We start from the raw sequence: 12,860 nt of genomic DNA, 5'->3' as shown, positions 1-12,860 counted from the left end.
TGTATCATTTAACGCCATAAAAAAAAGCACCTACTCCACGCCACCTAACTGTGCGCGGATAAAGTACTTTCACTACTTTATCATAAACTTGATAAGAATGATTGTCTTCACTATAAGGGCAATCGGTCATTTTGTCAAACGGAAACTATGCCGGTTCGATCACAACAGCGCGGTGTGGCTCTTTACCGGCCGAGTACGTCGTCACGTGGCGATTCTTTGCTAGGACCGCATGAATCTGTTTACGCTCAAACGAAGGCATCGGATCCAAATAGATCGGTTTCCCGGTTGCCACCACTTCACGCGCGGTGCTCTCCGCCAAACGAACTAACGTAGCTGCCCGGCGCTCCCGGTATCCCGCCACGTCCAATTCCAAATCGACGTGTGCAGCGCCATGATGATTCAAAAATAGCTGTCCCAAACTCTGCAGGGCATTGATCGTCCGCCCGTGCTTTCCAATCAGCAGGCCTTCTTTGTCCGTGGTAAATTCCAGTCGGACTTGTCGGTGGGCCGTGTTCTCAACGTCTAACGTCGCGTCAATGCCCAGTTGTTCCACGATGTTTGCTAGGTAATCCTGAACGGCTTCGACGGCCGCCTCGCGCTGCTCACGGCGCTCCTCAGGGGTCACCGTTGGTTCGGTCGCTGGCTCAGTTGTTGGCTGGGCTGCCACCGGTGCCGGTTGGGCCTTTGCCCGCTGCACTGGTTTTACAACGGTACTACTCGGCTTGGCAGCTACTGGTTGCTTAGCCGCTGCACTGGCTGCCGCGACGGGTTTTAAGACCACGTCGACCATGGCATCCCGCCGACCAATACCAAACAAACCCTTACGTGGCGCCGTGACCACCTTCGTAATCACCTGGTCACGACGGCTGTTCAATGCGGCTAGTCCCGCTTCGATCGCCGCTGCTTCCGTTTTCCCCGTAAAGATCGTCATCGTTTATTCCTCCCGTGTCTATTCGCTAAATTTTAGTATACCATAACGCTCGCTAGGCACTACGTAATCCATCTAAAAATGCAGAATTCTCTGGTTGTCACCACGATACTGAGACCCCAGTTAAGCCACCCAGCCTGGCGGGAAGCCCGATTGGGGACTGTGGGAACGTTCTCCGAATCTCTGGCTGCCAGAGTGCGCCCATTTCGCGTAAGCCGGCTCACTGTCCTGTCGCAAGAATCATGTAACGAATTTAGGTTTCGAGCTCGAGAATTTAACACCAACTCGTAAGAATCCCTTAAGACCAAGGATTTCATGTCCCAATTCTGTTAGAAATTTCGTTAGTAACACTATCGGCGGTCACTACAACCGGAAAAGTCATTTTAATTTTAGTAGACTAAGTCACAACCATGTAAAGGAGGTGACCCCGTCCCACGGCGAATTTGCGGCACAGTGTTTTCACGATAGACCTGGTTCTTTGACAACAAAAAAGCCGCCCGGACTTAACCGAACGGCGAGAAATGCATTTTTTAGGTGTTATTTACGTTTACTTTGCTTAGCACGCCGCATTGCCTTTTTCACAGTGCGCTCATGTTCGGCTTTGACCTTTTCCTTTTGATCACGTTCCGCCTGAATCTTCCACGGATTTTGAATCAACAAGGTTTGGCCGACTTGGAAGACATAAGAAACCGTCCAGTACAACGACAATGATGAGGCAACGTTCATGGCGGTGAAGAAGACCACCACGGGCATCCCGACAATCATCATTGTGTTCATGGAGTTAGACTCTGGTGCTGACTTCGTCGTTAGCCACGAACTCAAGAACGTCGCTAAGGCCGCCAAGATTGGCAGAATGAAGTACGGGTCCTTGTGACCAAGTTGCAACCACAGGAACGTCCCAGACCGCAGAACGGCCGTCCGCCAGATGGCTTGATACAGTGCCCAGATAATTGGCAGTTGAACCAAGGCTGGTAAACAGCCCATCATTGGGTTGATGCCAGCTTCCGAGTACAGCTTTTGCTGTTCTGACTGAAGCTTGGCCATTGTTTCTCTGTCTTTAGACGAATACTTTTTCTGTAATGCTTTTAATTGGGGTTGAACCTCTTGGGTCTTCCGCATGCTACGCGTTTGGAAGATCATCAGTGGTAGTAAGATAATCCGGATAATAATCGTAAAGATGATGATCCCGATTCCGTAACTACCCCCGAAGAAATGGGCCAACCAGATAATCGCCCGCGAGAAGTTCAGAACGATCAGGCCGTCCCAAATCCCGGTACTTTGATTGGTGATTGGCTTATTGCTACAAGCGGAAAGGATGAACACTAAACCCACAATGCCCAGCATCAGTAGGGTGCGTTTGTACTTTTTCACGTTTCTCACGTTTATTCCTCGCTATAGCTAGAATCCAGCAGTTTGGCCAGTTTCAAGACGTGCACTAGGCTGCGTTTCGCATCGGGCATGGCAATACCATCCGCACGCGGCCGAGCAATGACGAGAAAGTCCACATCTTGTTTCAGATACGGCTTTAACTCGAGCAAGCTCTGTCGAATTCGGCGCTTCACCCAGTTACGGTGAACGGCGTTACCAATTTTTTTCCCAACTGAAATACCGACCCGAAAGTGCGGCTGATCTGGTTTTTCCATTGAATACACCACGAATTGCCGATTAGCGACTGAATTCCTGGTTTCAAAGACCTGCTGAAATTCCGCTTCTTTCTTAATGCGGTAAGATTTTCGCATGGTGCATCTCCAAAATTCTCAACTATTTTTCAGTCCGCGGGGAATTGGTGTCCCAGTCACTCCGCAGATAAAATAAAAAGACCACTGAACCATCAGCGGCCTATGCAGACAATACTTTACGTCCCTTTTGACGGCGACGTGCTAATACTTGACGGCCATTGCTAGTGCTCATGCGCTTGCGGAAGCCGTGGACACGTGAACGGTGACGTTTCTTTGGTTGGAAAGTACGTTTCATGGTAAGTTCTCCTCTCTTAACGATGACTATTTATTTTTCATCTGACGGTGCCAGACAAATACTAAATGCATTTCCTGAATATACTATCATAAAAAACGCCAAATTGAAACAGCAACTTTAAATTTCCAAGAAAAAGTTGTCCCCGGATAAATTTGTTTCATACACTTAGCCTGTGGATAACTCAAAGATTCCAAAAAAGTTATCGGGGACTTGCCAACTGGGTTATCCACTGTTCCACAGGCTGTTCATTTCTAAAAATTAAGCTTTGTTAATTCTGTGGATAACTTGTGAAACACTTATTGCTGTCACGTTTCAAACATACGTGTTCCTGTGGATAAGTTACCTGAATAAAAGTTATCCACTGTTTTTGACTACCCTGTGGATAACTCTTTCCACTTCCTGTGAAACAATTATGCACACCTCATAATAGCCTGTGGAAAACTTTTTTTCTTCATGCTACACTGAATGTACGTTTTCTTTTTGGGGGGTCATCCCCCCAAAGGACAAATGAGTTTTTAAACTAAAATAGGGGGATACCTCAGTGCCAGAAATGTCAGATTTGTGGGCTGACATCCAAAAATTGTTTGAGGTCAACTACGCACCAACGACCTATACAACTTGGATCAAAACAGCCAAGCCGATTTCTTTAGTCGGCAACAAATTAACTTTGGAACTTCCATCACCCCTGCATCGTGATTACTGGAACCACCAACACTTGGACCAGCAATTGGTAGAATACGCATACCAAACCACTCACGAAGATATTCAGCCCGTTCTCATTTTAGAAGGGGAGCGTCAGCAACAAGCGACGCTCAAAGCCAAGACTGGCACCCCTGACGCCATCGCTCTCAGCGAACCGACGCCAACTTTTATGAAGGAAACGGCCCTGAATCCCCGCTACACGTTTGACACTTTCGTCATCGGAAAAGGCAACCAAATGGCCCATGCTGCGGCCCTAGTTGTCTCAGAAGAACCTGGTGAGATGTACAATCCACTCTTCTTCTACGGTGGCGTCGGTCTGGGTAAAACCCACTTGATGCACGCGATCGGCAATAAAATGCTCGAAGATCACCCGGACACCAAGATCAAGTACGTCACTAGCGAGGCCTTCACGAATGACTTTATCAATGCGATTCAAACCCGGACGCAGGAGCAGTTCCGTCAGGAGTACCGTAACGTTGATCTGCTGCTGGTCGATGATATTCAATTCTTCGCTAATAAGGAAGGAACACAAGAAGAGTTCTTCCATACATTCAATGCCCTCTACGACGACAACAAGCAAATTGTGCTGACGTCCGACCGGCTACCAAATGAGATTCCGAAGCTGCAAGACCGCCTCGTTTCGCGGTTTGCTTGGGGTCTCTCGGTCGATATCACGCCGCCAGACCTAGAGACGCGAATCGCCATTCTTAGAAACAAGGCCGACGCCGACCAAATCGACATCCCGGATGATACCTTAAGCTACATCGCCGGGCAGATCGACTCCAACGTTCGTGAGCTCGAAGGGGCCTTAGCCCGTGTTCAAGCTTACCATCAGTTGATGCATCAACCGATCACGACTGATCTTGCCGCCGAAGCACTTAAGAGCCTGAATCTCGCTAGTGCCAGTGATGCCGTCACGATTCCGGTGATTCAAAACCGAGTTGCCGATTATTTCCACGTGTCTTTAAAGGACCTCAAAGGAAAGAAACGCAAAAAGGTCATCGTGATGCCTCGTCAAATCGCCATGTACCTGTCACGTGAACTGACGGAAGCGTCCTTACCCCGTATTGGGAACGAATTTGGCGGTAAAGACCATACGACCGTTATTCACGCCTACGACAAAATCGCTGCTTCGCTCAAGATCGATCCCGAACTCCAAAAGGATATCGAGAACCTTCGCGACGAGTTGCAGCGCTAAGCAAAGAATCGTCCGGGTCTCTAAGTTAAAACGAGACGGACTCGCGGCGATCTTTTTGTGACTAACTGGCGTATGATGAAATTAGACTGGTAGCCGTAAACTGGGCACGGCAAGCTAAACTGGCATGTGGATAAAAAGGAAAAAGGTCAAAAGTTTTCCACAAGTTATCCACAGGTGGAAAACCTAGTAACACAAGGTCTTCTCCAAAGTTATCCACAGTATACACCGCTCTACTACGGCTACTATCTTTTTCTTTTAATTAAGTAAATAGCGCACCACACAAAGGAGTGTTCATCTATGAAATTCACCATCAACCGGGCAGCGTTCATCAAAGAATTGAATAACGTTTCCCGGGCTATCTCGTCCAAAACGACTATCCCCATATTGACTGGACTAAAGATTGTCGCTAGTGATGCCGGCCTACTGCTAACCGGATCCAACGCCGATATCTCAATTGAAACCTTGATCAAGGCAGATGATCCAGACATCGGGTTAGCCATTGACGAACCTGGATCAATCGTCCTAACCGCCCGTTTCTTTGGTGAAATCGTTAAAAAGTTGCCTGAAAACGAATTGACGGTCACGGTCAAAGATGGTTTCCAAACCGAAATCACTTCTGGGGCAGCGTCCTTCAACATTAATGGGCAGGATGCCAATAACTATCCTCATTTACCAGAAATCGACGCTGCAGATTCCGTTGTCCTTTCCGGTGCGGTCTTTAAAGAATTGATCAGTCAAACGGTAATCGCTGTTTCCAACCAGGAAAGTCGACCAATTTTGACGGGGGTCCACTTTGTCCTCGCTGACAACAAATTCCTGGCAGTTGCCACGGATAGTCACCGGCTGAGTCAACGACAGATTGAGTTGCCAACGCCAAGTAACGCGACGTTTGACGTCATCATTCCTGGGAAGAGTTTGACTGAATTGTCGCGGATGATCGGGGACGACGATAGCGACGTGAAGATGCAATTCTCCGAAAACCAAGTGCTCTTCTTGCTCGGGGACACCTCGTTTTATTCACGCTTACTGGAAGGGAATTACCCGGACACATCTCGGCTGATTCCAAAGGAAGCCTCAACGACCGTTGAATTTGAAGCGCCAGAATTACTGGCTGCTGTAGAACGGGCCTCACTGTTATCTCACGAATCGCGGAACAATGTGGTTAAGTTGACGTTAACGCCAGCGGATAACCAGGTCACCATCTTCAGCAACTCACCTGATGTCGGGAACGTTGAAGAAGACTTGTCGCCCAAGGATCTCACTGGGGATGACCTCGAAATTTCGTTTAACCCTGACTACATGAAGGATGCGTTGCGGTCATTCGGTCAAGCGACGATTCGTGTGGCCTTTACCTCCGCATTGCGGCCCTTCACGTTAGTGCCAACGGAAGATACAAGCAACTTTATCCAGTTGATCACGCCAGTACGGACGTTCTAAACTAGGGTTAACTAAAAATGAAGCCACATCACGCTGTGTTTGAGCGGATGTGGTTTTTTTACGGAAAAATTAGCCGTTAAACGGGAGTTAACTTGGCGAAAAAGTGGCAGTGTGACGCAACACCACAATCTGGGACTCTCGGTCTCGACCATAGAAACCACACACCGTTACTTTTTGTGGCCGCCGGATAGCCAGCCGTCTTGGCAAATGTTTACGCTAATCGTCAACACGATACTGGAGGGCTAAGCATCAAGTTGCAACGGTCGTAACCACGAGGTCGCAATCCAAGCGCCAACGGGGTCGTCTTCATTTCAGCCCAAGATTCGTGAAAACGATGTAAAATTTGGAACAAAACCGTTACTTGCGTGCGCACATGCCAACGAACTTTCAAAGAAATCCGGTGGATGTTGATTTTGTGGCCAAAAATAGCCGTTTTTCGCCAGAACGCCGCTCATTTTAATTCTGAGCAAATTTACAGCATTTATACCAAAAATATCAAGAAGGGGTCAAATCGGCTGAGAACGCAAAAATAAGGTGGCTAATCTGTACCTTTGATGTAAAAAGCGGTATAATATAAGAGAAGAAAATTAAGGGGTGAAATTGTGAAAAAAGAAGTTTTCATTGACACGCCCTACATCACTTTGGGCCAGATGCTCAAGGAAGAATCCGTTATCAGTACTGGCGGTCAAGCCAAATGGTTTTTGCGGGAAAACACCGTGAAGGTCAACGACGAGCCAGATGATCGACGGGGCCGGAAACTGTATCCTGACGATACGGTCGATGTTCCTGATGCAGGCTCATTTGTTATACGCTCAAAGCAGGGTGAATAATGTATTTGCAAGAGTTGCAGCTGCAGCATTTTCGTAATTACCAAGATGCAGATCTTCAATTAGGTCAAGGCATCAACGTCTTATTGGGTGAAAATGCGCAGGGCAAGACCAATTTATTAGAGGCAATCTACGTGCTGGCGTTAACCCGCAGTCACCGAACCGCCAATGACCATGATTTGGTCAACTGGCAGGCCAAAACGGCCAAGGTGAGTGGCCGTGTGGTTAAATCTGCCGGCACGGTGCCGTTAGAGCTCACTTTTTCGCGGCAGGGGAAACGGGCCAAGGTCAATCACTTGGAGCAAGCGCGGCTCTCTCAGTATGTGGGACAGCTGAACGTGATTTTGTTTGCGCCGGAAGATCTCGCCATTGTCAAAGGGGCTCCCGCTGTGCGGCGACGCTTTATGGACATGGAGTTCGGTCAGATGAACCCGCGTTACCTCTATAACCTTAGTCAGTACAGAACCTTATTGAAGCAACGGAACCACTACTTGAAGGACTTGCAGCACAAGCAGAAAAAGGATCTTCTTTTTTTGTCTGTGCTGTCCGACCAGTTAGCGGCTTACGGTGCGGAAATTATCATGGCGCGGCTGACGATGTTACGCAAGCTTGAGCACTGGGCCCAGACGATTCACGCTGAGATTTCGCAGCAACGTGAGGAGTTGACGTTCCACTACGCCACACAGGTTCCCGCCGACCAATTGACGGATGCCAAGACCATTTGTGACGCGTTAACGGCTCTTTACAACAAGCAGCGCGACAAGGAGCTCTATCAGGGGACGACTCTGGTTGGTCCGCACCGCGACGACCTGCATTTTCAGGTCAACGGCAAGAACGTGCAGACGTTCGGGTCGCAGGGCCAGCAACGGACGACGGCGTTAAGCATCAAACTCGCTGAGATCGACCTGATGAAAGAAGAGACCGGTGAATATCCGGTCTTATTACTTGATGACGTACTTTCCGAACTGGACGATGCCCGCCAGACACATTTATTGACGGCGATTCAGGACAAAGTACAAACGTTTATTACCACCACCAGCTTGAGCGGAATTACGCGCCAGCTGATTAAGGACCCAACTATTTTTTACGTTGAAAACGGGGCCGTGGTGGCCGATGGATCGCCTAGAACGGGTGATTCGGCAACAAAGGAGGATTAGGCAGTGGCTGATTACGAACACGAAACCAAAGCAGAACAAGCCCGGGAATACGATGCCAGCCAAATTCAAGTCTTGGAAGGCTTGGAAGCGGTGCGGAAGCGTCCTGGGATGTACATTGGTACGACTAGTTCCCAAGGTCTGCACCATTTGGTCTGGGAAATTGTTGATAATGGGATCGATGAGGCCTTAGCGGGCTTTGCCGACGAAATTCACGTTGTCGTTGAGAAGGATAACAGCATCAGCGTCAGTGATAATGGTCGGGGGATTCCGGTGGATATCCAAAAGAAGACGGGGAGACCTGCCTTGGAAACGGTCTTCACCATCCTGCATGCCGGTGGTAAATTCGGCGGTGGCGGGTACAAGGTCTCCGGTGGTCTCCATGGGGTCGGCGCTTCCGTTGTGAACGCGTTGTCTACTGAACTAGATGTGCAAGTCATTCGTGATGGCAAGCAGTACTCCATGGTCTTTAGTCGTGGTCACGTGAAGGAAGATATGACCGTGACGGAGACGGGGTTACCCGTTGACGAACACGGGACGACGGTCCACTTTGTGCCGGATCCCGATATTTTTCGGGAAACGACGACGTTTGATATTAAGACGTTAACGACCCGGATCCGCGAACTGGCCTTCTTGAACAAGGGCTTACGCATCACGATCCGTGACGAGCGGCCTGAAACGCCAACGGAAGACGACTTCCTCTATGAGGGTGGGATTCGCCACTACGTTGACTACTTAAACGAAAATAAAACCACACTGTTCGAACCACCAATCTACGTTGAGGGCCAAGAAAATGGTATCACCGTTGAAGTGGCGCTGCAGTACACAGATGATTATCACAACAACCTGTTGACCTTTACCAACAACATCCATACCTACGAAGGTGGGACGCATGAGGAAGGGTTCAAACGCGCCTTAACGCGGGTCGTAAACGACTATGCGCGGCAAAACAAGCTGATGAAGGATAACGAGCCCAATCTGACCGGGGATGACGTGCGTGAAGGTTTAACGGCCGTTGTGTCCGTTAAGCACCCGGATCCACAATTTGAAGGTCAGACCAAGACTAAACTGGGGAACTCAGATGCCCGGACGGCGGTTGATCACACATTTGCTGATCACTTTATGCGGTTCTTGATGGAACATCCGGACGTTGCCCGTAAGGTTGTGGACAAGGGGACGTTAGCGTCCAAAGCCCGGGTCGCTGCTAAACGTGCGCGGGAAGTTACGCGGAAAAAGAGCGGCCTCGAAATCAGTAACCTGCCCGGGAAGCTCGCTGATAACACCTCCAAGGATCCGGAAATCTCCGAATTGTTTATTGTCGAAGGGGATTCTGCCGGTGGGTCGGCTAAGCAAGGTCGTTCACGGCTGACGCAAGCCATCCTGCCAATTCGGGGGAAAATCTTAAACGTGGAAAAGGCCTCAATGGATCGGATCCTGGCCAACGAAGAAATTCGTTCGCTGTTTACCGCCATGGGGACCGGGTTTGGTGACGATTTTGATGTCGCCAAGGCCAACTACCACAAGCTGATCATCATGACTGATGCCGATGTCGATGGCGCCCATATTCGGACGTTACTGTTGACGCTGATCTACCGTTACATGCGGCCATTACTGGATGCCGGGTTCGTTTATATTGCCTGCCCACCGCTCTACCGGGTGCGCCAAGGGAAGTTCCAACGCTACTTGGATACCGATGATGAGTTGAAGGAAATGTTAGGCAAGTTAGCCCCCGCACCAAAGCCACAGATTCAACGGTACAAAGGGTTAGGTGAAATGGACGCGGAACAACTCTGGGAAACGACCATGGATCCTGAAAACCGGCGGCTCTTACGGGTCGACGCACAAGACGCCATCAATGCCGATCAAGTCTTCAGCATGTTGATGGGAGATAAAGTTGCGCCCCGCCGGCAATTTATCGAGGATAACGCGACCTTTGCTGACCTTGATGTTTAACGTGTAACGGGAAGAACGGAGGGTAAAAAAATTTGGCTGATCAAGATTATTTAAGTCGAATCACCGACGTTGACCTTTCACAAACGATGCGCACATCCTTCCTGGATTATGCGATGAGTGTGATTGTTCAGCGGGCGTTACCGGACGTGCGGGATGGTTTAAAGCCAGTCCACCGCCGGATTTTATACGATATGCAAGAACTTGGGATCACTCCTGACAAGCCATTCCGGAAGTCAGCCAGAGTGGTTGGGGATGTTCTGGGTAAGTATCATCCGCATGGGGATTCCGCCGTGTATGAATCCATGGTCCGGATGGCCCAAGATTTCTCGTACCGCTACATGTTGGTAGACGGTCACGGGAACTTTGGCTCCGTCGATGGTGACGGTGCCGCTGCCATGCGGTATACCGAAGCACGTCTGAGCAAAGTTGCGATGGAAATGCTGCGGGACATCAATAAGGACACGATTGATTTCCAGGACAACTATGATGGGTCTGAAAGAGAACCCGTTGTCTTGCCGTCACGCTTTCCTAACCTCTTAGTTAACGGGGCTTCCGGGATTGCCGTGGGGATGGCAACGAACATTCCACCACACAACCTGACGGAAGTAATCAGCGCGCTGCACATCTTGATGAATAATCCAGACGCGACTTTGGCTGATTTGATGGAAGCTTTACCAGGCCCCGATTTCCCTACTGGGGGGATCGTGATGGGTAAGGCCGCTATTCGGCGGGCTTACGAGACCGGTAAGGGGACCATTACCTTACGGGCGAAGGTCGATATCGAAGAAGAAAAGAACGGGAAGCAACGCATTGTGGCCACGGAAATTCCGTACATGGTCAATAAGGCGAAATTGATCGAACGGATCGCTGAATTGGCCCGGGACAAGCGTATCGAAGGCATCACCGATGTTAACGATGAGTCTGACCGGACAGGGATGCGGATCGTGGTCGATGTTCGTCGCGATGCCAGTGCCGAAGTTATTTTAAACAACTTATACAAGATGACCTTGATGCAGACCTCATTTGGGATCAACATGTTGGCCATCGTCAACGGCGCACCAAAAGTTCTGGGCTTAAAGCCAATTCTGCAGTACTATTTGGAATTCCAGATGGAAGTTATCCGTCGGCGGACCGAGTTTGAACTGAAGAAGGCCGAAGCGCGGGCCCACATCCTGGAAGGGTTGCGGATCGCGCTAGACCATATCGATGCCATTATCACCATTATTCGGCAGTCCGAGACCGCTGAAGTGGCGAAAAATGAGTTGATGAGTCGTTACAGCCTGTCAGATAAACAATCACAAGCCATCTTGGACATGCGATTGGTTCGTCTGACCGGTTTGGAACGGGAAAAGGTCGAAAAGGAATACAACGATGTCATGGCGAACATCAAGGATTACAAGGAAACCTTGGCATCCAAGGAACGTCAACAAGACATCATCTACCAAGAACTCTTGGAAATCCAAAACAAGTTTGGTGACAAGCGACGGACTGAATTAATGGTCGGCGAAGTGCTGAGCTTGGAAGATGAAGACTTGATTGCTGAAGAAGACGTCGTGGTCTCTCTGACCCATAACGGCTATATCAAGCGGTTGCCAACGTCTGAGTTCAAGGCGCAGAACCGCGGTGGTAAAGGGGTTCAAGGGATGGGCGTGCATGATGATGATTTCATTGAGCACCTCGTTGCAACCTCGACCCATGATATGCTGCTGTTCTTCACCAATACTGGGAAGGTCTACCGGATGAAGGGGTATGAAATCCCTGAATACGGACGGACGGCCAAGGGGATTCCGGTGATTAACTTACTGGGAATCAACAATAACGAGCACGTTCAGGCCGTTATCAACGTGGCTAATCCGGGTGAGAACGCCAACCGGGACCTCTTCTTCACGACGGTTCAGGGGACGGTCAAACGGACGCCAGTTGATGAATTTGCCAACATCCGGAGTAATGGTCTGAAGGCCATCAACCTGAAGGAAGACGATGAGCTGATCGACGTGGACATTATCAATGCCCAAGCGAACATGATCATCGGGACCCACCTAGGCTACGCCGTCAGCTTTGCGGCTGAAGACGTGCGGTCAATGGGTCGTTCGGCAACTGGGGTTCGTGGAATTCGGTTGCGTGAAAGCGACTACGTCATTGGTGCCAGCGTCCTCAAGCCAGATAGTCATGTGTTTGTCATTTCCGAAAAAGGTTATGGGAAGCAAACGGCTGCCAGCGAGTACCCAATCAAGGGTCGTGGCGGTAAGGGGATCAAGACCGTTAATGTGAGTGAGAAGAACGGGCCTTTGGCTGGTTTGACCACACTCGACGGTGATGAAGACATCATGTTGGTGACCAACAAGGGTGTCATGATTCGCTTTAGCGGTGCCGACGTTTCCGAAACGGGGCGGGCAACCCTAGGGGTCCACTTGATTCGGTTGAACGACGATACTGCCGTGGCAACGATGGCAAAGGTGGCGAAGGAAGACGAAACGGACGATGAGACCGCACCAGCTGACGGGGATGCCCCGGCAGCTAGCGACGATGTCACCGCTGAATCGGCTCCTGTCGTGCCAGATGACACCGATGTTGCTAGTGATAGTGATGACGATAACGCCGATAATTAAGGGCTCTTTGTCAACCGGTGTTGATGGAGGGAATTTCGGAGGTTCAATTCATTTACGAATTGGGCCTCTTTTTTGTAC

General features: G+C 49.7%; 10 protein-coding genes. 6 read left to right on the top strand and 4 right to left on the bottom strand.

From position 1 onward, the window contains the following. Positions 1-145: 145 nt before the first annotated feature. The 4 genes from jag to rpmH form a co-directional block, all read right to left on the bottom strand. Positions 146-931 (bottom strand): RNA-binding cell elongation regulator Jag/EloR, encoded by a 786-nt coding sequence (gene jag, locus EKM89_RS04585; RefSeq protein ID WP_125686108.1) that lies wholly within the window; start codon positions 929-931, stop codon positions 146-148. Positions 932-1,465: 534 nt separating this feature from the next. Next, entirely contained in the window at positions 1,466-2,299 is an 834-nt protein-coding gene (locus EKM89_RS04580; RefSeq protein WP_225421813.1) for a YidC/Oxa1 family membrane protein insertase, read from the bottom strand. Positions 2,300-2,310: 11 nt separating this feature from the next. Further along, complete coding sequence (gene rnpA, locus EKM89_RS04575) at positions 2,311-2,667, bottom strand: ribonuclease P protein component (protein WP_048733717.1); 357 nt, start codon at positions 2,665-2,667, stop codon at positions 2,311-2,313. Positions 2,668-2,767: 100 nt separating this feature from the next. Continuing rightward, on the bottom strand, positions 2,768-2,902 hold the full coding sequence (rpmH, locus tag EKM89_RS04570; protein ID WP_081624573.1) for a 50S ribosomal protein L34: 135 nt from the start codon (positions 2,900-2,902) through the stop codon (positions 2,768-2,770). A gap of 541 nt (positions 2,903-3,443) precedes the next feature. Between rpmH and dnaA the strand changes: the two genes are divergently transcribed. The 6 genes from dnaA to gyrA all read left to right on the top strand — a co-directional run bounded on the left by dnaA (position 3,444) and on the right by gyrA (position 12,782). Next, complete coding sequence (gene dnaA, locus EKM89_RS04565) at positions 3,444-4,802, top strand: chromosomal replication initiator protein DnaA (protein WP_125686106.1); 1,359 nt, start codon at positions 3,444-3,446, stop codon at positions 4,800-4,802. A gap of 297 nt (positions 4,803-5,099) precedes the next feature. Beyond that, positions 5,100-6,239: a DNA polymerase III subunit beta gene (dnaN, locus tag EKM89_RS04560; protein ID WP_125686104.1), complete on the top strand. Its 1,140-nt coding sequence runs from the start codon at positions 5,100-5,102 to the stop codon at positions 6,237-6,239. 602 nt (positions 6,240-6,841) lie between these two features. Beyond that, a complete protein-coding gene (gene yaaA / locus EKM89_RS04555) occupies positions 6,842-7,069 on the top strand; it encodes a S4 domain-containing protein YaaA (protein ID WP_125686102.1) in 228 nt (75 codons plus the stop codon). After that, positions 7,069-8,223 (top strand): DNA replication/repair protein RecF, encoded by a 1,155-nt coding sequence (gene recF, locus EKM89_RS04550; protein ID WP_125686100.1) that lies wholly within the window; start codon positions 7,069-7,071, stop codon positions 8,221-8,223. Before yaaA ends, recF begins: the two co-directional genes overlap by 1 nt. A gap of 3 nt (positions 8,224-8,226) precedes the next feature. Next, positions 8,227-10,173, top strand: coding sequence for a DNA topoisomerase (ATP-hydrolyzing) subunit B (gene gyrB / locus EKM89_RS04545; RefSeq protein ID WP_125686098.1), 1,947 nt, complete (start codon positions 8,227-8,229; stop codon positions 10,171-10,173). 32 nt (positions 10,174-10,205) lie between these two features. Next, positions 10,206-12,782 (top strand): DNA gyrase subunit A, encoded by a 2,577-nt coding sequence (gene gyrA, locus EKM89_RS04540; RefSeq protein WP_125686096.1) that lies wholly within the window; start codon positions 10,206-10,208, stop codon positions 12,780-12,782. The last annotated feature ends 78 nt before the right edge of the window (positions 12,783-12,860 follow it).

The sequence above is a fragment of the Levilactobacillus fujinensis genome, assembly GCF_003946335.1.
GTDB lineage: Bacteria > Bacillota > Bacilli > Lactobacillales > Lactobacillaceae > Levilactobacillus > Levilactobacillus fujinensis.
This window is presented reverse-complemented; position numbering and strand designations above follow the sequence as displayed.